Raw genomic sequence first — 22,749 nt, 5'->3', positions numbered from 1 at the left:
TGCCGATGATCGTGTCCCTACCTCAACGTCATCTTCCAGGCTCCGAGGCCGTGCGAGGCAGCGTAGAGGATCCGCTCGCCGGGCACGATGGTCAGCCCGGCCACCTCGACGTTCGGCATGCCACGGGCCGCCTTGGTCCAGGATTTCTTGCCCTTGGGCAGCAGCAGCACCCCGAAGTCGGTGGAGGCGTACAGGTCGCCGGTGACGTCGTCGCGGACCAGGTCGGTGATCGGCTGGTCGCCGAAGTCGTACGACCGGTCGCTCCAGGTCGCCCCGTCGGCCGTGGCCGTCACCTCGAAGGCGTGACCGGGGGTGGTCGGCGTGTTCGAGCCGTACCCGCTGTAGGAAATCCACGCCCGGTCCGGGTTCGCCGGGTCGATGTGGATGCTGGTGACGAAGCGGTTCGGGCTGGTGGCGCTGTCCACCCGGGTCCAGGTCACCGCGGCGGCCGGCTCGGCGTCGACGTTGCGGCTGACGAAGACCCGGCCGGTGCTGGTGGCCGCCCAGGCGGTGGAGCTGTCCGAGTCGACCCGCTGGATCACCGACACCGCGCCGCCGGCCCGGTCGCCCCAGCCGGCATCGGTCAGGTTGGTGGTGCCCAGCGGCTCCCAGTCACCGCAGTCCTCCTCGTAGGTGCCGGTCCAGGAGTTGCAGATCCGGTCGGCCTCGGCCAGTGTGCGGTCGCCCAGACCGAAGGTCTTGGTGCGGTACGCCGTCCGGCCGGTGCCGGCGAACATGGTGCCGCTGACCTTCGGGTCGCTGATCACCGGGGCGTAGAACAGGCTGCCCGGCTGGCCGTAGATGGGGTCGGCGGTCCAGATCCAGCTCGCGATGTCACCGTTGGCGAAGCTCACCTCGGGAGAGACGTCGTAGTAGGTGTGGAACCGGAACTCGGGGCGGGCGACGTCCCAGCCGGAGGCTCCGCCGTCACCGATCATCGTGTTGACCCAGCGTTGCCGCTGGCCCTTGTTCTCCCAGGTGCCGTTGTCCTGGGTGCCGCCCTGCAACAGGTTGACGTCGTGCGGGCTGGCCGAGAGGCTGATGAACTGGAGGGTGTTCATCCCCTTGTTGACGCCGTCCAGCTTCGACGGGATCTTCGACAGCATCTGCCGGCAGCGGTCCCGCTGGGCCTGCGTGGTCAGGTTCCGGTCCGGGTTGTCGCACCAGGACGAGCGGTCCACGAACTCACCGCTGGAGCGCATCACGCCGCCGTCGTTGGCCTCGAAGAACTGGTACGGGTTACGCGGGTTGGTGACCAGGTCGTGCTGGTCGGGGTGCAGACCGTTGGGGTGCAGCTCGTCGGTGCCGTCGTAGGTCATGTCGGTGCCGCTGACCCCGGCGTCGGTGGACATGATCACGGCCCGCTTGTTGGCCACCGTCTCGCCGTACAGGTAGGAGCCGCCGGTGTAGACGATGTCGGGGTGTCCCGCCGGGGTGTGCACGAACACGTCGTACCAGCACTGTCCGGTGCACTGGTTGTAGGTGGCGAAGCCCGGGTCGGCCGGGTTGGAGCTGGTCAGGTCGGTGAACGTCGGAGTGCCGGCGGCCACGTCGTCGCTGCGGAACAGCCGTGAGTACGGGGTGCCGGTGTTGCCCTCGTAGACGTACATCCGGGTCTTGCCGCCGGGCAGGGCGGTCACGTCGATCGCCGGGCGGGTCTGGAACATCGCCGGGTTGAGCGACGGCTTGATCTGCGTCCAGGTCGCTCCGGCGTCGGACGAGCGCCACACCCCCCGCCCGTAGGAGGAGGCGTAGACGATGTCGGCGTCGCGCGGGTCGAGCTTGACCTGGCGTACGCCGCGCGGCGAGCAGGTGGCCGTGTTGTTGTACTCGGCGGCGCTGCCGGTGCAGGCCGTGGCGTCGGCCGAGCCGTTGTGGATGAACTTCCAGCTCTTGCCGCCGTTGGTGGACTTGTACAGGCCCCACTTCTCGGCGTCCGGCACCGGCCGGGTGACCCCGGTGCAGCAGGAGCTGGACATGCCGCGCAGCGCCGTGGTGGTCGCCACGTAGAGCGTCTTGGGGTCGCCGGGCTTGATGGTGATCTCACCGATGCCCTTGCCGCCGAGCGCGTCCTTGCCGAGCGGGCCGGACCAGGTCAGGCCACCGTTGGTCGACCGGTACAGGCCCACGCCGGCGACGCAGCCGGAGCCGCAGGTGTTGGCCTCGCCGGTGCCGACGTAGATGGTCAGGCCGGTGCGGTCGTTGCGGTCGATGGTCACCGCGCCGGCCGCGTTGATGCCCAGCGGGCCACCCAGGTAGAACCACTTCGGTTCGGCGGCGAGGATGTTCAGGGTGCCCCAGACACCGCCACCGGCCGGGGTCACGTACGCCCGGCAGAGCAGCTTCGAGCAGTCCGGGCTGATGTCAATCGAGGTGACCCGGCCACCGGCGACGTACTCGTTGGGTACGTAGTTGAAGGCGTTGCGGTACTCGGTGAACGGGTAGAGCGCCTCGCTCGGGCCGACGTTCGTCCACTGCCGGCTGCCCCTGAACCGCTTGTCGGCCGCCGTGAAGGCCGCCTTCGACCGGTCCAGCTGGGCGATGGTGATCGCGTCCGCGGGGTAGGCCCGCTCCAGGAACGCCTGCTGGGCGGCCCCACCGGGTCCGTCCGGAGACATGCCGCTGTCGCCCGGAACGGCGCGGCGCAGCCGCTCCAGGTGGGCACCGAGGGCGTTGGGCATCTCCCCGCCGACCGCGACGGGTGTCGGCACCTCGGCGCCGGCGTAGTGGATTCCGACCAGGCCGGTCGACGCCACGAGGGCACCGACCGCCAGGCCGACAAGAAGATGGCGACGTCTACGCTTCACGAGGGTTCCTCCGGCATGACGGCGTCACCGCAGCTCGGCATCCGGATTGGCGACCGTCGCTGGCAGCGTCCACGCAGGAATATGTCAGAGGGATCCACCACAGGCAATAGAGCTGTTAGACGTTATCCAACCGCCGCGCGGAGGAACGGATCGGATGTCGGAGGAGGGTGGGCCGACGGGCGCCGAGTTGCGGGCCGACTGTGCCCGCTGCTTCGGCCTGTGCTGTGTCGCCCCCGCCTTCGCCGCGTCGGCGGACTTCGCCCTCGACAAGCCCGCCGGCCAGCCGTGCCGCAACCTGGGGACGGACTTCGGCTGCACCATCCACGCCGGGCTACGGGAACGGGGTTTCCCCGGCTGCGCCGTCTTCGACTGCTTCGGTGCGGGTCAGCGGGTCGCCCAGGTCACCTTCGGCGGGCTGAACTGGCGCGACGAGCCGCGACGAGCCGGGCAGATGTTCGACGTGTTCGCGGTCATGCGCCCGCTGCACGAGCTGCTGTGGTTGCTCACCGAAGCGCTGCGGCTGAGTCCCCCAGCCGACCTGCGGGCGGGGCTGGCAGCCGCGCTCGCCGAGACTGAGCGGTTGACCGGCGGCGACCCGGAAACGCTGCTCGCCACCGACGTCGACACGCATCGGGCTGCGGTCAACCCGCTGCTCTCGCGTACCGCCGAGTTGGCCCGCGCCCGGGGCGGAGCCGGCGCCGACCTGCGCGGTGCCACGCTGGTCGGCCGCGACCTGCGCCGCACCACCCTGCGTGGCGCGAACCTGCGTGGTGCGGTGCTGGTCGGCGCCGACCTGCGCGGGGTGGACCTGACCCGGGCCGACCTGACCGGCGCGGACCTGCGCGGGGCGGACGTGCGCGCAGCCGACCTGTCCGAAGCCCTCTTCCTGCACCGGTCGCAGGTCGACGCCGCCCGGGGCGACCCGCGGACCCGCTTGCCGGAGCGGATCAGCCGCCCGGCCCACTGGTCGCACCTGCCGCTCGCCCCGACGAGAACGGTGCGGCGCGGCCGGCGCCGCTGACCCGGTGCCGGGTCGCTTCCCCGGCCCGCTCGACCCCGCCAACGGCGACCACCACGTGTCCGGTCCGGTCACGCCCGGCACCTGCCCGGGAAGCGATCCGCTGCCTGGCCGGTCAGCGACCACCGGAGGCGGCAGCGGTCCGGGCCTCGGTCATGCCCTGGTTGGCCAGGGCGTCGGCCCGCTCGTTCTCCGGGTGCCCGTTGTGCCCCTTCACCCACAGCCAGGTGATCTGGTGCCGGGCGCAGGCCGCCTCCAGCCGCTGCCACAGGTCGGCGTTCTTCACGGGCTGCCTGGCGGCGGTCAGCCAACCGTTGCGTTTCCAGGACGCCAGCCAGCTGGTGATGCCGTTGCGCACGTACGTGCTGTCGGTGTGCAGCTCGACGGTGGCCGGGCGGGTCAGGCTCTCCAGCGCCTCGATGGCGGCGGTCAGCTCCATCCGGTTGTTCGTGGTGGGGCTCGCCTCCCCGCCGCGCAGCTCACGCTCGTGGGAGCCGTAGCGCAGCACCGCACCCCAGCCACCCGGGCCGGGGTTGCCGCTGCACGCCCCGTCGGTCCAGATCCGCACCACCCGGCCGGCCGCCTCGTCCACCATGGGGAGAATCTACCGAGGCCACGCTGGCTGCCGGCGGGCACCGCGCAGGTGCCGGTTCCAGTAAGGTCTGGCCAGTGAGCGAACTCGTTACTGACACGCGTCTGGCGATCCGCCCGGCGGAGCCGGACGACGCCGAGTTGCTGCACCGCTTCATCGTCGAGCTGACCGTGGCCGAAGGCTATGCCGAAGAGGTCACCGCCGAGCCGGCGGACGTGCTGCGAGCGCTGTTCGGGCCACGGCCGGTCGCCGAGGCGGTGGTGGCTTCGGTCGACGGTGAGCCGGTCGGCTTCGCGCTCTACTACTCGACCTACAGCACCGTCGTCGGTCGGCCCGGCATCCACCTGGACGATCTGTACGTCCGGCCGGAGCATCGGGGCGGCGGCGTCGGCCAGGCGTTGCTGACGCACCTGGCGCGGCTGGCCGTGGAGCGCGGCTGCGGCCGCCTGGAGTGGTGGGTGTTGCGCACCAACGACCCTGCTCTGCGCTTCTACCGGAAACTGCACGCCCGCACCCTTGACGAGTTGGACGTGCTGCGGCTCGACGGCGAGCACCTGCACGCCCTCGCTGCCGGGTCGCGGGCCGGGTCCGACCGGCTGCCGATCCTGACCCGGCCGCTACCGATCCGAGCCTGACCGCTCGACGCCCGGCGGCGCGGAGCCGACGACCGGCGGCGGCACGGTCCAGGCCGGTCGGCGCGACGGCGCGCTCCGATCACGGACCCGAGCTGCGGCGTCGGCGACGGTGGCGGTGACCATCGGTCGCAGGCGGGTGGAGCGCATCACCGCCAAGTCCTCGGCGAGGCTGGTGTCACCGTCGAGGAAGCGCAGCACCCGACTGGCCGGGTTGCGGTCGAAGAGGCGGCCGAAGAACTCCGGCCCGTTCACCAGACCACCGTCGAGCGCGCGCAAGGCCACCGCGTCCATCCACCGGTGCCGGCCGGGGTACGCGGGTGCCGGCACCGGCGGCCGGCCGGCGGCGACCGCCCGGGCCACCTGTTCGGCCTGACGGTGCATCGCCGAGAAGGTGAAGCCGGTCGAGGGTCGGGTGGCACCACCGCCCGTGCCGAGCCGCACCACCCGGGGCGAGGGTCGGGCCACGAACGGACCGTCGGTCATCGGGATGACACCGTTCTCGACCTCGGTCACGGTGAGCCGGGCCGCATCGAGGCCGAGCAGGTCGCGGTAGCCGGCCAGGGCCGTGTCGTACGCCGCTGCGGTCAGCAGGTCGGGCGAGAACTCGGTGTACTCGACGAGCGCGTACCGGCTGTCGACGGGCAGCACGTAGCCGAAGGAGACACCCCGGGCCGGCTGCGGGGTACGGAAGTCCATGAGCACGGCCCGCGCCGGGTCGAAGACCGGCCGGTCCGCCGTCAACCACCAACCCCGGAAGTGCTGCAACCAGTTGGTGCGCCCGGGTCGCCGAGGTGGCCGTGGTCGGGAGTCCAGCAGCCAGCGGGCCCGCAGCAGCGGTCTACCGTCGACGGCACGCACCAGCACCCGGTCACCGTCGTCGTCGACCCGACCGGCGGCGGCGGCGATGCGGGTCACGCCCAGCTGCCGCTCCGCCTCGGCGGCCCGGGCGTAGATCGGGCCGGAACGCAGCATCGCGTACCGCAGGGGGGTCAGGTCCAGTGCGCGATGCGCGTCCGGCGTGACCACCTCGACCCGTGACCAACTGGCGCTGAGCAGCTCGTCCAGGTCGTTGCCGGACCGGCCCCAGAACGCCCAGGTGCGGTCCTGCCCACGTCGGTGCACCGGATCGACGACCGCGATCCGCACGTCGCGTACCCGGTGGCGGGCCAACGCGGCCAGCACCAGCGACGCCGCACCACCCCCACCGACCAGGGCGAGATCGACGTCGACGGGCCAGGAGTCCATCCGATCACGCTGCCACATCGTCAGGCTTGCCGAAGGCGCAGGGCCGTTCCCCGCCCTCCGGACGCCGAAAGCCCGCTGGCCGGCACCCGGGTTCGGGTGCCGGCCGGCGGCTTTCTGCTCCCCCCTGTGGAGGAATGTTCGTGGTGGTCAGCTGGTGGTTGTCAGCTGGTCCAGTGCTGGGCGACGAGGTCGGCGGCCTGCTGTTCCCACTGGGCGTAGTGGTCGGGGTAGGCCGAGACCTGCACGGTCTGCGCGGCCTGGGTCAGCGGCATGTCCTGCCAGCCGTCGACCTGCTTCAAACCCTTCAGGAACGCCAGGGTCGAGTACTCGGGGTCGGTGATCTGCTCCACCGTGCCCCAGCCGCTCGACGGGCGCTGCTGGAACAGGCCCTGCGAGTCGTGGTCGTTGCGGTCACCCAGGTGACCCAGGTTCTCCAGCTTCGACTCCTGCAACGCGGTCGCGATCGACACCACCGCGGCACGCTCGTCCATGCCAGCCTTCTTCGTCGCCGCGATGATCGCCTTGACGTTGTCGATCTGCTCGTCGTTCAGGTCGACGTGCGACTGGTTGCTCGGCACGCCGTGCGGCAGCAGCTTGCTGGTGTCCGGCTTGTCGGCCTGCACCGCCGCGACCGGGTTGCTGGTGACCGGGGTGGTGTCGGCGTGGGCGGCCACCGGACCGGCGAACAGACCACCGGTGAAGGCCAGACCCGCGACACCCAGCACGCTCTTACGCAGCATCGTGTTCATCACAAAGCTCCATTCGGGGGTCGACGCACACCCACACCAAGGGGGATCGGTCAGGCGTACGCAAGCACCAGAAAGGCGCCAGAAAAGGGGGAAGGTTCTCGATCCTCCGGGGCGCGGGGCCTCAGGGCCGCTTCGCGTCGCCGGGACCATGTCCAACGACCGCCGGCCCGCCATCATTCCCGGGGGCCCGCACCCACCCTCGGCGGGCGGCGTCTTCCTCGGCCGTTCACCCGTCTACAACGCCCCCGCCTCCCGCGCGATTCCGCCCTCAACCGGCCGACGGAACCCGGAAACCGGACACCCGGCACATCCGGGCAGTGTCCGCCCACGACGAGGGTGTGGCCCGCCGTGCCCGGCGCAGGGATCAAGCCTGACCGCCCGGAGCCGGGCACGGCGGGCCACACCCCCAACCCCGCACCACACCCCCAACCCCGCCCACAACGGACCCCGACCGCCCCTTTCACAACGCCTGCGGCGTCCGGGGTAACACGGGACGGCAACGAGGATTTCTCATTTTCACCGGATCGGGTCTCAAGCCCACCTAGTGTTGGGCACACCGGTGCTAGTCACGGAGTTGGCCACCCGAACGACGTCCCACGCAGTCAGCGGACGAAAAGTGAGGGAAGACGCGTATGAAGGCAACAAGATTTCTCGTACCGGCGGCAGGCGGAGTCGCTCTCGGCGCACTGCTGCTGCCCGGCACCGCGCTGGCCGACACGACCGTGTCGCCGTCCACCACACCGGTCGGTGGAACCGTCGTACTGACCGCGACGGGCTGCAACCCGAAGTCAGGTGACGCGATCTTCCGGGTCACCGGGCCGGACCGCGACCAGAACGTCCGCTCCACCACCGCCGCCGCCGGTGGCGGGTTGAGCGCGGAGCTGTTCACGGCCGGTTTCACCCTGGGCACGTACACGGTGGCCGCCACCTGCGGCGACGGTACGCCCGACGGCAGCGCGACCCTGACGGTCACCCCGATCGGCGGCGCCGCGGCCGGGGGCCGGGCCGGCGACGACGGTGTCGGGACGATGGCCACCGGCGCCACCCTGCTGGCCACCGCGCTCGGCGGCGCCGTCATCCTGGCCCGGCGACGCCGTCACGCCGTCACCGCCGCGACACACTGACCCACGACTCACCCCATCCCAACCTGCGACGGGTGCCCGTACCGTGCTCGACGGTACGGGCACCCGAGGTGACACGGCAGAGGTGGTTCCCGCGCCCCTCGCGGGCACCGGCGAACGGAGGTGCCCGTGCGGGCGTACCAGTTGGGCCGTCTCCTGGTCGCGGCGCTCGCGGTGACCGGCCTCGCGCTGGTGGGCGCGGGTGCGACGCGGCTGCCGGTGCGACCACCGCAACCGGACGGTACCGCCGCGCCGCACCGGACAGTGCCGGTGCCGCGCCTGCCGCCACTGCCCCGGGCCGTCCCCGTCGAGGTACGCATCCCCGCCATCGACGTCCGCGCACCGCTGGTGTCCGTCGCCGCCGATGCCGCCGGGGCGCTGGAGGTGCCGCCGCTGGACCGCCCGGCCGTGGCGGGCTGGTACCGGCTCGGCGTCAGTCCGGGAGAGACCGGCAACGCGGTGCTGGTGGGTCACGTGGACTCCCCCGACGGACCGGCTGTCTTCTTCGATCTCGGACGGCTGCGTCCCGGGGACACCATCGAGATCGTCCGGACCGACGCCCGGCTGGTGCGCTTCGCCGTGCTCGGGGTCGAGGCGTTTCCGAAGGACCGGTTCCCCACCGACCTGGTCTACGGACCGGGCGACGCGGCCGGGCTCCGCCTGATCACCTGCGGCGGCCGGTTCGACGGGGACAGCGGCGAATACGTGGACAACCTCGTCGTGTTCGCCAGCAGGACAGCGTGAACCCGCGTTTGACCGTCGGGACGCCGGGAAGACCCGTCGCCAACGGCAGATTCGCAAGGAGCGACGATGGCGCAGGCAGCACGGGCCAGCAAGCGGACCGGCGCGGACAAAGGCGGCCCACCGCCGCGAAAGGTGGCGGCGAAGAAGGCGGCCACCGCGACCAAGCGGGCCACCGGGGCAACCGCCGCGAAGACGCCCGATACGAAGCCCACCCCGACGAGTTCCCGCGTCGCCCGCAAGAAGGCCGTCTCCGCCACCGCCAGCCCGGCCCGCCGCCCGACCGCCAAGGCGACAGCGGCGAAGAAGACCGCCTCGGTCAGGACGGCACCCGCGAAGAAGGCGACAGCGGCGAAGTCATCCGGCGCGACCGCACCGGCCGGCAAGGCCACGGGTACGAAGCGGGCACCGACGAGGAAGACCTCGGCCTCCCAGGCCGCCGCGTCCCGGTCCCGCTCCGCCAGCCCGGCACCGGCGAAGCGGGGCAGCACGATGGAGTCGTTCGGCAATCGTCGGGGTGCCCGAACCGGGTCGCGTTGACCGGCACGCCAGCGAGAACGTCGGTCACTCGCCGCCCGAGCGACGCGAAGTCCCGGCCACCGACACCGTAGGCGCCCCCTGACGACGCGGCCGGTCGGCCGTTGCGGTGACACGCCCCGGTGGCGGTGGCCGACGCCGCTACCGGAAGGATGGCGACGTGGCCAACCGAGACAGACGACCGGCCGGCGGGTCCGAGGTGAATGCGGCGTGCCCGTGCGGTCAGGGCCTGCCCTACGCGGACTGCTGCGGACGGCTGCACCGGGGCGAGGCCGAAGCGCCCACGGCCGAAGCGCTGATGCGATCCCGGTACGCGGCCTTCGCCGTCGGCGACCCGGACTACCTGCTGCGCAGCTGGCACTCCCGGACCCGGCCCCCTCGGCTGCACCTCGACCCCGCCCAGCGCTGGACGCGGTTGGAGGTGCTCGACACCGACCGGGGCGGCCTGTTCGACAGCACCGGCACCGTGCGGTTCCGGGCCCACTACCGGAACGGACGCGAGCCGGGCAGGGTGACCGAACGCAGCCGCTTCGCCCGCGAGGACGGTCGCTGGGTCTACCTGGACGACGACCTCGGCTGAACCTGGATCACCGCCCGGGGCCGCCCCCACCGGCACGAGCGGTCTCCGGTCGTCGGCCCGGCCGGATCGCCAGCGCGGCCGCGATCAACAGGTACGGCACGGCGGCGACCGCGAACGCCACCGGGTTACCGGCCATGGTGGCGACCAGACCGTACCCGGCGTACACCACGATGATCGTCAGGTCGGTGCCCATGCCGGCGAGCGAGGTGACGGTGGCCCGCGGCCCGGTGATCCGGGCCTGTAGTCGTGCGTCGGCCAGCACCGAGGCCAGTTGCAGGCCACCGAACGCCACCGCCACCAGTCCGAACCCGGCCGGGTGACCCACCAGCGCACCCGAGGCCAGGGCCAGCGCCGAGCCGGCCAGCAGCACCGCGTAGCCGCGACCGCCGAAACGCTGACCGACCGGAGCGAGCAGACCGCCGACGATCTGCCCGACCGTGACGATCAGGAGCAGCAGCGGCACGGTCGTCAGCGCGACTCCGGTGTCGCGGGCCAGCAGCGGTGTGTACTCGTCCAGGGCACCCCAGACGGCACCGACCCCGGCGACGAGCAGCACCGCCCGGCGCACCGGCCGGCTGCCGCGGGCCTCGGCTACCCCCGCGCGCAGCCCCTGCCACCAGCCGAGCTCGTCCTCATCCGGGTCAGGTCCCGCCGTCGCGGCGTCTGCCGCGCTGACCACGGTCGACGCCGCCCTACCCCCGGCAGGCACGGCGGAATCGACGTCGAGGCCGCGCGGCACGGTGTGGACGGTGTCGTGGGCACCCGGCACGGTGTGGACGGTGTCGGGGCCACCCGACAGGCAGGTGCCGTCGCCGGCCCGGTCGAGATCCGGGCCGGCAACTCGGCGGTCGTCGGGGAAGCGGACCGCGACGGCCGCGGCGAGCAGGCAGGCCACCACGCTGGCCGCGCCGACCGCCGGGTAGCCGCCGAGCGCGAGCACGGGTGCGGCCAGCACGATCGACCCCAGCACGCCGACGGTGCCGGCGGTCCGTGCCCGGCCGATGACCCGGGCGTACCGGTCGGCGGCACCGAGCCGGTCGAGTTCGTCGAAGACCAGCGCCTCCGTCGCGCCGGAGGCGAGCGCGCCGCCCGCTCCCCAGAGGACGAAACCGGCGGCGAACGCCGGATAGGACGGGACGACGGTCCACAGGGTGAAGCCGGCGGCGGTGCACAGCGGGGCGAGGCAGAGCATTCGCCGCCTCGAGGTCGCGTCGGCCCAGGCGCCGGACGGCACCTCAAGCGCGATGCTGGCCAGCGACCAGATGACGAACAGCGAGGAGATCTGCCCGACCGACAAGCCGGTGTCGGCGAAGAGCAGCGCGTACACCGGGTAGAGCAGCACCAGGTCGGTGAGGAACGCGTACGCGTAGAGCGTGCCGGCCAGGCGGCGGGCACTCGGTGTGCTCGGGATCATCGGGGCCTTCCGAGGTGGGACGGGTCACGGACACCTGTGTCGCGGTGTCCGTGGCGGCCCACGGCCTCCGGTGACGGATCAATGTCGCCAGGTCATGGCGCTGATGGTAACGCCGCACGCGGCGGTTCCGCACGGCCGATCCGAAGCGGTCAACGATGTACGGGCGGAACGGGGCCGGTGCCGGCCCCGTTCCCGCCCGTCAGTCAGCGCTGCTCGCCGGTCTTCGGCAGCACGATCGTCGAGTCGCTGTCGGCGGAGTCGCGCGGTGCCGGCACCTGCGGCGGGTTCGGGGCGACCACCTGGGTGGCGTCCGGGTCGCTCTCCGCCGACGTCGTTGACTCCGGCCCGGGTGTCGGGGCGGGGCTCTGGCGCGGCAGCGGCGTGGTCGCGTCGGGATCGTCGGCGGGCCCGGTGACGACCTGGGTCGCGTCGGCATCGAGCGGACGTCCGGTGACGACCTGCGTCGCCTCCGGGTCGTCGACGGACGGCGCGGCGGCGGACGGCGCTGCGGGGTCAGCCACCTCGCCGGTCACCGGGTGGGAGGTGTGGGGGGCGGCGTCCGGGGCGCCGGTGGCCGGTGCGGGGTCGCCGCGATGCTCGTCGGTGTCGCGGCGGCCGGCGGAGTACGCCCGGGCGTGCTCGGCGATGGTCCGTGACTCCCGTTCGGCCCGGTCGAGCCAGGACTCCCACCGGGTCTGCATCGGACGGATCAGACCTCCGCCGACCCCGACCACGAGGATCCCGCCGATGGTGGCCAGCACCGCGATCAGCACCGGCGTGGTCACCGCGGTGGCGACACCGATCTGGTTGAGCGCGGCGATGATGCCGAGACCGAGAATGAACGCCGAGGCGACGGTGGCCAGCAGCCCACCGTAGGACAGCCCGCCGAGCGCGCCGGAGATGATGTCCTTCACCGCACTCGCGATTGCGGCGGCCACGACCACGATGACGATCGCCACGAAGGCGCGGGGCAGCCAGGCGATGACCCCACCGATCAGGTCGGAGATCGGGTTCGGCCCCCAGACCCCGAAGGCCAGGTAGAGGGTGAGCAGCAGGATCCCGTAGTAGGCCAGCCGGGCGACGATGTCGCTGGCGTCGTAGCGGGATCGGGCCAGGGCCCGGCGGATACCGCCGCGTTCGACCGCACGGTCGAAGCCGACCCGTTCGAGCAGCCGGTTGACGATCTTCAGTGCGGCCTTGGCGAGCAGCCAGCCGACAACCAGGATCGCCACGAAGGCGAGCGCCTTGGGCAGGAAGAGAAGTACTGAGCGGAGGGTGTCCCCCACCGCGTCACCGAAGTCGTCTCGCATCGGATGGTCCTCCACAGGGGCGGGTGTTTCGTCCGGCCCGACCTACCCCGCCGCTCCGGCACAGAAACACCACCCCGGGTACGCCGGGAGCGGAACCGCCGCCCGCCCGGATCTGTGGCAGCGACGGTGGTCTGTGGCCGGCGTGTCGAGCGCCAGGGCTGCCACGGATCGGGATCGGCTATCGACCGGGCATCGCACGACGGGTGCGGCCCAGGACCGAGGTCCTGGGCCGCACCCGTGGGACGGATGGTGGAGCTGGTCGATCAGACGAAGTTCACGTCACTGCACCACATGTACGCCTGGTCGAGGTGCGAAGCCTGCCAGATGACGAAGACGATGTGGCGGCCGGTGTACCCGGAGGTCGAGACGTTGAACGAGATGTTCTGCGCGGGCGCGTACCTGCCGGTCTGCGTGATGAGGTCGAGGTTGCCCCAGCCGAGTCGTTGGGTGGTGGGGTCGAACCCCTGCTTGCTGACGTAGACGCGGAAGAAGTCGGCGCCGTGGCTGGCCTGGTCGTACAGCTGGACCGTGAAGTTGCGGCTCACGTTCGTCGTCCGCCAGGCGCCCGGCTGGTTCAGGCTGTTGTTCCTGGACAGCCCGTTGCTGCACAGCTGCCCGTCCGGGGTACGGCCCTGGAAGTTGCCGCCCAGACCGTCCCGCAGCGCGCTCATCCAGTTCCACATGGTGTCGGGGTTGGCCTGGAACGCCTGCCAACACATGGGGTCCTGCTGCTGCATGGCCGGGTTCGTGTGCTGACTGCCCCAGCTCTGCCAACACTGGTAGGCGCGGGAGGCCGGGTTGATGATGGTGCCGTGGGCCTGGACCGGGCTGCTCCAGGGCAGCACGCCGACCATCATCGCGAGCAGCACGGCGAGCACCCGAAGGGGCTGACGGACACCGGACCGGGTTCGTCCGGAGTGGTCGGGCCTGCGTGAAGGCATGGTGCCTCCTCCGTTTCTGCGGTGGCATCGGTGTGGGAGCGCTTCCAACGACAGACAAGCATCGAGTTACGTAGATGTCAACATTGATCTTATTTGGTATTGGTGTGTGGCGAGTTGGTCCGAGTCGTCATGAACGGGCGGCAATGCGGCATCTAGCTGGGACGACGAGCCGGTGGAGCCGGCCGGGCATTCGGCCGATCGACGCCTCGGATCGAAACTTTCGGATGTTGACGGCACGCGACTCAGGACTCGCGCCAGCTCCTCGGGGCGGTGGTGCGGCAGGCTGGTGCGGTGGCGGACGTGGCGGCACCGCACCGCTACTCGCGGCTCAACACCGGACGAACCTCCACGGCGCTCATTCCGGCGCCGAGTGGCCAGGTGCCCGCGATGCGGGTGGCCTCGTCGAGGTCGTCGCACTCCAAAATGACGATCCCGCCGATGATCTCCCTGAGTTCCAGGTAGGGCCCGTCGGTGACGATTGGTCGACCGCTATCGTCGGCGCGTACCGTCCTCGCCGTGGTCCGCGGCTGCAACTCGGCACCCCCATCGGCGATCTTGCCGGTCGGCTGCCACCGCTCGTACCACGCGTAGACCTGGTTCATCAGATCCTGCTCGTCGGCCGGGGGCAGGGCGGTCCACTCCCGGTCGTCGCCAAAGATCAACATCGCGTACCTCATCGTCACTCCTCGTGATCGGAAGGGTCGTCGTCCATCTGACGAACGGCCGCCCCCGCGTCCTCGACACGGCGCGGCCGATTGTCGTTCCGGCAATCGGCGGCCGACGGGCCGTCCCTGGCCTTCCGCGAGCAGCTGCGCCGGGCGGGCGGAGCCGTCGAGAACCCGGCGTGCCGCCGGTCCGGACCGGGGCTGAGCTGCGCGGTCAGGACGTTTGACCGAGGGCGGCCGCGGAAAGTGTGGCGGGATGAGATGGGCCCGTCACGCCGTACCCGCCGCCGTCACCGCGCTCGCCGCGCTCGCCGCCCGTGACCTGCTGCAACGCGAGCACGCGTTGAGACGCAACTTCCCGCTGCTGGGTCGTGCCCGGTACCTGCTCGAATCGATCGGGCCGGAGCTGCGCCAGTACATCGTGGCGGGCAACAACGAGGAGCGTCCGTTCACCCGGGACCAGCGCCGCTGGGTGTACGCCTCGGCGAAGCGGCAGAACAACTACTTCGGGTTCGGCACCGACAACGACATCGAGTACACCCCGGGATACCCGGTCATCAAGCACCGCACCTTCGGGCGGGCGGTCCCGGCGTCGACGCCGACGATCGGGCACGAGGTACGGCTGCCGGCGGCGAAGGTGCTGGGCGGGGCCCGTCGGCGTACCCACGCGTTCCGCCCCGAGTCGGTGGTGACCATCTCGGGGATGAGCTTCGGATCGCTGTCCGGTCCCGCCGTCGAGGCGTTGAACCGGGGCGCGGCGATCGCCGGCTGCCTGCACAACACCGGCGAGGGCGGGCTGTCGGCGTACCACCGCCACGGCGGGGACCTGATCCTGCAGCTGGGTACCGCGTACTTCGGCTGCCGTGACGACCAGGGCCGCTTCGACCTGGCCCGGCTCAAGGATGTCGTGGCCGGCGCGCCGGTGCGGGCGCTGGAGATCAAACTGAGTCAGGGCGCCAAACCCAGCCTGGGTGGTCTGCTGCCGGCGGCGAAGGTGTCGGCGGAGATCGCCGCCACCCGGGGGATCCCGATCGGGCGGGACTGCGTCAGTCCGTCGCGGCACGCCGAGTTCTCCGACTGCGACAGCCTGCTCGACTGGGTGGAGCTCCTGGCCGCCGAGACGGGTCTGCCGGTCGGTATCAAGTCCGCCGTGGGTGACCTCGATTTCTGGACCGAGCTGGCCGACCTGATGCGCGACACCGGCCGGGGCGTCGACTTCGTCACCATCGACGGCGGTGAGGGCGGCACCGGTGCCGCGCCGCTGATCTTCACCGACTCGGTGTCGCTGCCGTTCCAGCAGGGCTTCGCCCGCGTCTACCCCATCTTCGCCGAACGTGACCTGCACGAGCAGGTCGTCTTCATCGGATCCGGCAAGCTCGGCCTGCCCGACAACGCGGTGGTCGCGTTCGCGCTCGGCTGCGACATGCTGGCCGTGGGGCGGGAGGCGATGCTGGCGATCGGCTGCATCCAGGCGCAGAAGTGCCACACCGACACCTGCCCCACCGGTGTGGCCACCCAGAACGCCTGGCTGACCCGGGGACTGGACCCGGCGTCGAAGTCGGTCCGGGCGGCGCACTACATCAAGACGCTGCGCCGGGACCTGATGAAGGTCGCCGAGGCGTGCGGGGTGGAGCATCCCGGGCTGATCGACGCCGACGCCGTGGAGATTCTCGGCGGGCGGACCAGCGCCACCCCGCTGCGCGAGGTGTACGGATACCGGCCCGGCTGGGGCCTGCCGTCGGCGGCCGACCGCAAGGCGGTGGTGGAGCTGATGTCCACCGAGGCGCCCCAGGGCGGCAGCGCTCCGCCGTCACCGACCGCCCAGGGCTGACGCCGGCGGTCACACCGGCCATCAGTTCCGGCGCCCGGCTCTGCCTGGACCGCTCCGACGGAAGCCATGTGCGGGCCGGTCGAGGCCGGCCCGCACGGTGGCTCCCGTCGTATCGCGGGTCAGCGGCGGGCCCCGACTCCTCCGGCGACGTCGACGGCCACCACGACGGGTCGGTTCGGTGTCGTCGTCCCCGCGGGTCGTACCGGTCGGCCCGCGAGGGTGGACGGGATGATCGGTACCGGTCGAACCGGCCGCCAGAGCAGGTTGACCGTGGCCCCGCCGGGACACGACAGGCGTTGCCGGTCGCGGTAGCCCAGCCGGCGATAGAGCCGGAGGTCGTCGTCGCCGTGCGCCTCCGCGTACGTCGGCAGGCCGACGTTGTCCATGTGGCGGTGGCTGCCGGCGAGGACGGCGGCGGCCTGACCGGCCCGGTCGGGATCCGGCGGCGCGGCCAGGAACGCGAGATGGTTGTGCGCCTCGGCGGGACGCCGGGCGGCAAGGAGGCGATCGACCCGCCGGAAGCGCACGGCGTGTTCTCCGCTGGCGTCGTCGAGTCGCTCGTCGTAGCGGGGTGGCGGCGGGATCGGGCGGTAGCGGTGGAACCAGACGGTGGCGGCGGTCCCGTCCCTGAGCAGGAACGCGTCACCGAACAGCAGGGCGTGCTCGGTCCAGATGCGGGCGACGGCGGCGATCACGGCGGGGCGCCGCCGCTCGTCGGGCACGAGCCACGCGCCGAGGTGGGTCGGGACGAGGGTGGCGGTGAGCAGGTCGACGATCCAGTCGAGATCGCACCATCGGGCACGGTTGACCGGCAGGTTGACGTGCATGACTACTCCTGGTGGGGCATGAGGTCGGAAGGACGGTGACGGGCCGCCGCGCCACTCGGACAGACGCGCGGGGCCGGGGACGGTCGGCGGGGTGCGACCGTCGTCGGATGTCGCGGTGCGCGACCACGACCGGCGGGGCGGTGTGGGCGGGGCCTGCGCTCAGGTCAGGCGGGCCGGCTGCGCGGGCGTGGCGAGCGGGAGGGCTGCCGCCGGTCACTCGTCGATCGGGTCACCCGACCGCTGACCGGCGGGGGCGACCAGCCGGCCCCAGCCAGGTCGGCCGTACCGCTGTGCGAGTTCGGCGCCGGCTCGGTGCCGCTGGTGCCGGGAGCCGGCGACGAGGGCGGCGGGTCCGGCGTGGGGTCGGCCCGCCGGTCCCGGTCGCGCTGTCCACCGTCGACAACCCCCTGGTCCGGGGTCGACAGCGACGCGGCCGGTGAGCCGGACAGGCGACGGGTGAGCTGGTCGGCGGCACCGCGTTGTCGGGCGCTGTCCGGGCCGAGGCCGACCCGGTCGGGGCTGCCCGGTCGCGCGGGCTCGATCCCCGGTGCCGGTGGCGTGGGGTCACCTGCCGGTGCCGGCGGCATGGCGGGGGCCGGGTCGGGTTGCGGAGTCGGGTCCACCGGTGTCGGGGCGGGCTGGGGCAGCTCCACGACCGGCTCCAGCACGTCGCGCACCGGCTCCACCAGGTCGAGGACCGGCGTCAGCTCCCGAAGGACCGGGTCCATCCCCGCCATGACGGAGTCGAGCAGCGACGACGCGGGACCCAGCAGCTCGCCGAGCACGGCGGTGAGTGGCCCGGCTTCGGCCCCGGGCAGCGCGGGCGGTTGCGCCGACGGCTCCGCCGACCGGTTGTCGGGTCCGCTCGCGGCGGGCGGCGTGGCGGCGCGCTCTGCCGACCGGTTGTCGGGTCCGCTCGCGGCGGGCGGCGTGGCGGCGCGCTCTGCCGCCGGTGCCGCGTGCGCCGTCCCGGTCGCGACCGGCGGCGAGGTCGGCTTCGGTGTCGACGCGCTCCGGCCGGTCGACGGCGGTGCCTGCCCAGCCGGCCTCTTCGCGTCGGCCGGTGGCGCGGCGTCCTGCGGTGGTCGCCCACCCGCGGGTGCCGGCCGTCCCGCCGGCGCGGCGTCGACGGGTGGTGCCGACTCGTCGGATGGCGGCGGTCGGAGCGGATCGGCCCTGGGTGGATGGGCCGGCGGCGCGGGTGGGGCCGGCGGCGGGCGGTCCCGGGGCGGGCGGGCCAGGACGGGCGGATCCGACCGGAGGACCGGAGCGAGCAGGCCGCGAACGAGGTCGGCGGCGCGGGGAGCAACCTCGTCGCGAACGGCGGGCGGCGGTTCCCCACCGGCCTGGGCGACATCGGTCGCGGCGACGTCGTAGGCGTACCACGCCGCCCCGGCGACCACGGTCAGGAACCCGAGTCGCAGGACCGCCCGGACGAGGCCGGGCCGTCGTCTCCGCACCGGCGCCTCCCCGTACCCCGACCGCCACCCATCGCGAACGCACCCTAACTCACCGCGACAGCATGGTCACGAGCCACGGGCGTGTCGACACGGGCCACAACTGGTCCAACCAGTTGACGGGTTGATGTGCGCTGAGCCACACTCGCCGGCATGACATTCGTCCCCGTCACCCGGGCCTCCGTCTCCGACCTGGTCTTCGGACAGTTGCGCGACGCCATCGTCAGCGGCACGTACCGCACCGACGACGCCCTGCCCGGCGAACGGGAGTTGGCCGCGGCCTTCGAGGTGAACCGGCACGCGGTACGGGAAGCGCTACGGCGGTTGCAGCAGCTCGGTCTGGTCCGGATCAGTCAGGGCGGAGCCACCCGGGTGCTGGACTGGCGGGTGCACGCCGGCTTGGACCTGGCGCTGTCACTCGTCCGCTCCGGCGACGTCCTGCCGGTCGCCACCCTGGTACGCGACATGATGGACATGCGGGCCTGTATCGGCGTGGACGCCGCCCGCCTCTGCGCCCGGCGCGCCGACGACGTGGCGCGACGACGGATCGTACGGGCGGTCGAGGAGTTCGCCGACCTCGCGCCCGACCTGACCGCGATGGGTGAGGCCAACATCGCCGTGTGGCGACTCATCCTCGACGGCTGCGGCAACACCGCGTACCTGCTGGCCTTCAACAGTCTGGTGGCCGGTGCCCTGGCGGTGGCCGAGGTGCCGCCGCAGCGGCGCGCCACCGAACTGCTCGACGTCGCCGGGCACCGCCGGTTGGCCTCGGCCATCGCCGACGGCCGCGACGTCGAGGCCGCCGAACAGGCCCGGTCCCTGCTCACCGCCGCGTTGACCGCTCCGACCAGAAAGGACAGCCGGGCATGATCCCCGCCGTGCTCTACGCCATCCCCGCGTTCCTCCTGCTCATCACCGTCGAGGCGCTGTCGTACCGGTTCGCACCCGACGAAGCCGAACGCGGCTACGAGGCCCGGGACACCGCCACCAGCCTGACCATGGGCGCCGGCAGCCAGGTCATCGGGGTGCCGTGGAAGCTGCTCACGATCGGCCTGTACGCCGCGGCGTACACGATCTCTCCGTTGCGCCTCTCCCCCGGTGACTGGTGGGTCTGGGTGCTGTTGTTCTTCGCCGACGACTTCGCCTACTACTGGTTCCACCGGGCGCACCACGAGGTCCGCCTACTGTGGGCGGGACACGTGGTGCACCACTCCAGCGTGTTCTTCAACTTCTCCACGGCGCTGCGGCAGAGCTGGACGCCGATGACCTCGCTGCCCTTCTGGCTCGGCCTGGCCCTGCTCGGCATCCCGCCGTGGATGATCTTCCTACAGCAGTCGATCAGCCTGCTCTACCAGTTCTTCCTGCACACCGAACGGATCAACCTGCTACCCCGGCCGATCGAGTTGCTGTTCAACACCCCCTCCCACCACCGGGTGCACCACGGCTCGAACGCCGAGTACCTGGACCGCAACTACGGCGGCATTCTGATCGTCTGGGATCGGCTCTTCGGCACCTTCCAGGCCGAGGGGGACGCGGTCCGGTACGGCCTGACCAAGAACATCGGCACCTACAACCCGCTGCGGGTGGCGACCCACGAGTACGCGGCGATCTGGCGGGACCTGCGCACCGCCGGCTCGTGGCGGGAGCGGGTCGGCTACCTGCTGCGCCGTCCGGGCTGGCAGCCGGCCCGATGAGCACCGCAGCCGACACCGGTGCGAGGCTGGTGGGCGGACGGCCGCGGCGGCCGCACCGGGACACGGCGCTGCTCTGGGCGTTCGCCGTCGTGGCGGGCGTCGAACTGGTCGCCGTCGCCACCGACGTACCGGCCGTGCAGTGGTTGGCCAAGCCGCTGCTGGCGCCGCTGCTGCTGGCCTGGCTGTGGCGGGTCCGCGCGGCGGACGTCCCGATCGCGGTCGGACTGGCCCTCGCCACCGCCGGGGACGTCGCGCTGCTGGTGCCGTCGGACATCGCGTTCCTGGTCGGCATGGGCTGCTTCCTCGGTACGCAACTGGCCTTCGTCAGCGCCTTCGTGGGTCACCGCCGGCCCCGACCGGCGGCGGTGACCGGGTACCTGGCGCTGTGGGCGGTGGCGAACGCGGTGCTGTGGCCACGGCTGGGCGACCTGCGACTGCCGGTGCTCGGGTACAGCCTGGCGCTGTGCCTGATGGCGGCGGCCGCCACCGCCCTCGGCCGGCGGGTCGCGCTCGGCGGCGCGCTGTTCCTCTTCTCGGACCTGCTGATCGGCCTCGGCGCGGCCGGTACGACGGTGCCCGGACACGGCGTGCTGGTGATGGCGACCTACAGCGCCGCGCTGTTCCTGATCAGCACCGGCTGGGCGGCGGTGCGGCACCGACCTCAGTGACCGTGGTACAGGGCGGCGACGTCGTCGGCGAAGTGGTCCTGCACGGCCTCCCGCTTGATCTTGAGGGTGGGGGTGAGTTCCCCGTCCGCCTCGGTGAGATCCCGGTGCAGGATCCGGAAGGTCTTGACCTGCTCGGCCCGGGAGACGCTGCGGTTGGCCCGGTCGATCGCGACCTGGATCTCGTCACGTAGCTGCGGGTCGTCCCGCAACGCGGACACCGATGCACCGGGGTGCCCGTGCCGCTCCCGCCAGCGCGTCCAGGCCTGCGGGTCCACCGTCACCAGGGCGGCGGGGTACGGCCGACCGTCGGCCACCAGCATCACCTGACTGACCAGCGGATGAGCCCGGATGCGCTCCTCGATCGGCGCGGGCGCCAGATTCTTGCCGGCGGCCGTGACCATGATGTCCTTCGTCCGCCCGGTGATCCGCAGAAAACCGTCGTCGTCGATCGTGCCCAGGTCACCGGTACGCAGCCAGCCGTCGTCGGTCAACGCCGCCCGGGTGGCCTCCGGATTGTTCCAGTACCCGCCGAACACCACCTCGCCCCGAGCATGGATCTCGCCGTCGTCGGCGATGCGGATCTCCACTCCCGGCAGCGGCCGCCCGACCGTGCCGATTCGCATCGCCGTCGGCAGGTTCGCGGTCAGCGCCGGGGAGGTCTCGGTCAACCCGTACCCCTCCAGCACCGTGATGCCCGCGCCCCGGAAGAAGTGCCCCAGCCGCTCCCCCAGCGGCGCGCCGCCCACGATGGCCAGCCGGCACCGCCCGCCGAGGGCGGCCCGCAACCGGCGGTACGCGGCGAGGTCGAACACCAGGTGCGCCAGACGGAGCAGCCGCCCGGGCCCGCCCGGGGTGTCCAGCGCCCGGCTGTACCGCACGGCCGCCCGCTCGCCGAGGTCGAAGAGCCATCCCCGGTGCGTGTCCTCGGCGGTACGGCGGGCCTGGTCGTGCATCTTCTCGAACATCCGGGGCACGGCCAGGATGAAGGTGGGCCGGAACCGGCGTAGCTGGTCGAGGACCCCGGAGATGTCGGCACTGTGCACCATGGTCGCGCGGTTGTGCACCATGCCGATCTGGATCAGCCGGGCGAAGGCGTGCGCCAGCGGCAGGAACAGCACCGTCGACGCACCCGGATGCAGCAGCTCGGGCAGCACCGCGGTGGCGTTGCCGACGTCGGCGGACAGGTTGCGGTGGGCCAGCACGCAGCCCTTCGGTGGGCCGGTGGTCCCGCTGGTGTACACGATGGTGGCGACATCGTCGCCGGTGACGGCGGCGCGGCGGGCCTCCACCTCGACGGCGTCGACGGCGCGGCCCCGCACCACCAACTCGATGAGCTCACCGGCGTCGATGCGCCAGGTCTGCCGCAGCCCGGGCAGTTCCGAGCGTAGATCGGCCACGGTGAAGGCGTGCTCGGCGGTCTCCAGCACGCAGCCGACCGCAGCGGAGTCGCCGAGTATCCAGCGGATCTGTTCGGGGCTGGAGGTGTCGTAGATCGGCACGGTCACCGCGCCGATCGACCAGAGGGCGTAGTCGGCGAGCGTCCACTCGTACCGGGTGCGGCTGAGCAACCCGATCCGGTCGCCGTGCGCGATGCCGGCGGCGACGAGACCGCGGGCGACCGCCGCCACGTCGTCGCGGAACTGCCGGCAGGTCACCGGCAGCGCGCCGCCGCGCCCCGAGCGACGCACCGGCCACGACCTCGGGTCCGGGTCGGGCCGGACGAACTGCACCGCGTCCGGGTCCTCGGCCGCGTTGCGCCACACCTGCTCCGCCAGACCGGCGTCGTCGCCACCGACGACCGGCTCGACCGCTGTCTCCCGCACGCCCGTCCACCTGCCGTCACGTCACCCAGCCAAGGCCCCCGAACAGATGCTGAACTCCTCCCACACACCGCACCCCCAGAACCTCCGAATTCAC

General features: G+C 72.2%; 19 protein-coding genes and 2 pseudogenes. 10 read left to right on the top strand and 11 right to left on the bottom strand.

Annotated features, from left to right (window positions below):
- Positions 1-17: 17 nt before the first annotated feature.
- Positions 18-2,807 carry a WD40/YVTN/BNR-like repeat-containing protein gene (locus O7605_RS26325; protein ID WP_269741663.1) on the bottom strand — a complete coding sequence of 930 codons (2,790 nt, stop codon included), beginning with the start codon at positions 2,805-2,807 and terminating at the stop codon, positions 18-20.
- Positions 2,808-2,961: 154 nt separating this feature from the next.
- On the opposite strand from O7605_RS26325, the gene O7605_RS26320 reads away from it, so the two are divergent.
- Positions 2,962-3,828, top strand: a complete 867-nt coding sequence (locus tag O7605_RS26320; RefSeq protein WP_269741662.1) for a pentapeptide repeat-containing protein — start codon at positions 2,962-2,964, stop codon at positions 3,826-3,828.
- A 112-nt stretch (positions 3,829-3,940) separates the two neighbouring features.
- Here O7605_RS26320 and rnhA read toward each other — a convergent pair whose 3' ends face one another.
- A complete protein-coding gene (gene rnhA, locus O7605_RS26315; RefSeq protein WP_269741661.1) occupies positions 3,941-4,420 on the bottom strand; it encodes a ribonuclease HI in 480 nt (159 codons plus the stop codon).
- Positions 4,421-4,494: 74 nt separating this feature from the next.
- Here rnhA and O7605_RS26310 point away from each other — a divergent pair, with 74 nt between their 5' ends.
- Positions 4,495-5,052, top strand: coding sequence for a GNAT family N-acetyltransferase (locus O7605_RS26310; protein ID WP_269741660.1), 558 nt, complete (start codon positions 4,495-4,497; stop codon positions 5,050-5,052).
- Here O7605_RS26310 and O7605_RS26305 read toward each other — a convergent pair.
- On the bottom strand, positions 5,035-6,315 hold the full coding sequence (locus O7605_RS26305; protein ID WP_269741659.1) for a lycopene cyclase family protein: 1,281 nt from the start codon (positions 6,313-6,315) through the stop codon (positions 5,035-5,037). The genes O7605_RS26310 and O7605_RS26305 overlap by 18 nt on opposite strands.
- A gap of 143 nt (positions 6,316-6,458) precedes the next feature.
- Complete coding sequence (locus O7605_RS26300) at positions 6,459-7,046, bottom strand: hypothetical protein (RefSeq protein WP_269741658.1); 588 nt, start codon at positions 7,044-7,046, stop codon at positions 6,459-6,461.
- A 632-nt stretch (positions 7,047-7,678) separates the two neighbouring features.
- On the opposite strand from O7605_RS26300, the gene O7605_RS26295 reads away from it, so the two are divergent.
- The 4 genes from O7605_RS26295 (at position 7,679) to O7605_RS26280 (ending at position 10,025) form a co-directional block, all read left to right on the top strand.
- Positions 7,679-8,170 carry a hypothetical protein gene (locus O7605_RS26295; RefSeq protein WP_269741657.1) on the top strand — a complete coding sequence of 164 codons (492 nt, stop codon included), beginning with the start codon at positions 7,679-7,681 and terminating at the stop codon, positions 8,168-8,170.
- 126 nt (positions 8,171-8,296) lie between these two features.
- Positions 8,297-8,911 carry a class F sortase gene (locus O7605_RS26290; RefSeq protein ID WP_269741656.1) on the top strand — a complete coding sequence of 205 codons (615 nt, stop codon included), beginning with the start codon at positions 8,297-8,299 and terminating at the stop codon, positions 8,909-8,911.
- Positions 8,912-8,977: 66 nt separating this feature from the next.
- Positions 8,978-9,448, top strand: coding sequence for a hypothetical protein (locus O7605_RS26285; protein WP_269741655.1), 471 nt, complete (start codon positions 8,978-8,980; stop codon positions 9,446-9,448).
- 157 nt (positions 9,449-9,605) lie between these two features.
- Positions 9,606-10,025: a YchJ family protein gene (locus O7605_RS26280; RefSeq protein ID WP_269741654.1), complete on the top strand. Its 420-nt coding sequence runs from the start codon at positions 9,606-9,608 to the stop codon at positions 10,023-10,025.
- A 7-nt stretch (positions 10,026-10,032) separates the two neighbouring features.
- On the opposite strand, the pseudogene O7605_RS26275 reads toward O7605_RS26280, so the two are convergent.
- The 4 genes and pseudogenes from O7605_RS26275 to O7605_RS26260 all read right to left on the bottom strand — a co-directional run.
- Positions 10,033-11,418, bottom strand: a pseudogene (locus tag O7605_RS26275) (MFS transporter); the annotation flags it as partial.
- A gap of 536 nt (positions 11,419-11,954) precedes the next feature.
- Positions 11,955-12,749 (bottom strand): annotated as a pseudogene (locus O7605_RS26270) (mechanosensitive ion channel family protein); the annotation flags it as partial.
- Between the two features lie 263 nt (positions 12,750-13,012).
- Positions 13,013-13,690 (bottom strand): lytic polysaccharide monooxygenase auxiliary activity family 9 protein, encoded by a 678-nt coding sequence (locus tag O7605_RS26265; RefSeq protein WP_269741652.1) that lies wholly within the window; start codon positions 13,688-13,690, stop codon positions 13,013-13,015.
- A 317-nt stretch (positions 13,691-14,007) separates the two neighbouring features.
- Complete coding sequence (locus O7605_RS26260; protein WP_269741651.1) at positions 14,008-14,367, bottom strand: YciI family protein; 360 nt, start codon at positions 14,365-14,367, stop codon at positions 14,008-14,010.
- 244 nt (positions 14,368-14,611) lie between these two features.
- On the opposite strand from O7605_RS26260, the gene O7605_RS26255 reads away from it, so the two are divergent.
- Positions 14,612-16,186 (top strand): FMN-binding glutamate synthase family protein, encoded by a 1,575-nt coding sequence (locus O7605_RS26255; protein WP_269741650.1) that lies wholly within the window; start codon positions 14,612-14,614, stop codon positions 16,184-16,186.
- A gap of 119 nt (positions 16,187-16,305) precedes the next feature.
- On the opposite strand, the gene O7605_RS26250 is transcribed toward O7605_RS26255, so the two are convergent.
- Positions 16,306-17,013: a hypothetical protein gene (locus O7605_RS26250; protein WP_269741649.1), complete on the bottom strand. Its 708-nt coding sequence runs from the start codon at positions 17,011-17,013 to the stop codon at positions 16,306-16,308.
- Between the two features lie 164 nt (positions 17,014-17,177).
- A complete protein-coding gene (locus tag O7605_RS26245; protein ID WP_269741648.1) occupies positions 17,178-18,473 on the bottom strand; it encodes a hypothetical protein in 1,296 nt (431 codons plus the stop codon).
- Positions 18,474-18,623: 150 nt separating this feature from the next.
- Between O7605_RS26245 and O7605_RS26240 the strand changes: the two genes are divergently transcribed.
- Genes O7605_RS26240 through O7605_RS26230 form a run of 3 tightly spaced genes read left to right on the top strand, consistent with a single transcriptional unit; the run spans position 18,624 to position 20,832 of the window.
- Positions 18,624-19,340, top strand: a complete 717-nt coding sequence (locus O7605_RS26240; protein ID WP_269741647.1) for a FadR/GntR family transcriptional regulator — start codon at positions 18,624-18,626, stop codon at positions 19,338-19,340.
- On the top strand, positions 19,337-20,164 hold the full coding sequence (locus O7605_RS26235) for a sterol desaturase family protein (protein WP_269741646.1): 828 nt from the start codon (positions 19,337-19,339) through the stop codon (positions 20,162-20,164). The genes O7605_RS26240 and O7605_RS26235 overlap by 4 nt, the downstream gene beginning before the upstream one ends.
- Entirely contained in the window at positions 20,161-20,832 is a 672-nt protein-coding gene (locus O7605_RS26230; RefSeq protein WP_269741645.1) for a lysoplasmalogenase, read from the top strand. Before O7605_RS26235 ends, O7605_RS26230 begins: the two co-directional genes overlap by 4 nt.
- On the opposite strand, the gene O7605_RS26225 is transcribed toward O7605_RS26230, so the two are convergent.
- Complete coding sequence (locus O7605_RS26225; protein WP_269741644.1) at positions 20,826-22,655, bottom strand: AMP-dependent synthetase/ligase; 1,830 nt, start codon at positions 22,653-22,655, stop codon at positions 20,826-20,828. The two genes, O7605_RS26230 and O7605_RS26225, sit on opposite strands and share 7 nt — an antisense overlap.
- Positions 22,656-22,749: the final 94 nt, after the last annotated feature.

It is taken from the genome of Verrucosispora sp. WMMA2121, assembly GCF_027460185.1.
In the GTDB taxonomy this organism is placed as follows: Bacteria; Actinomycetota; Actinomycetes; order Mycobacteriales; family Micromonosporaceae; genus Micromonospora; species Micromonospora palythoicola.
This window is presented reverse-complemented; position numbering and strand designations above follow the sequence as displayed.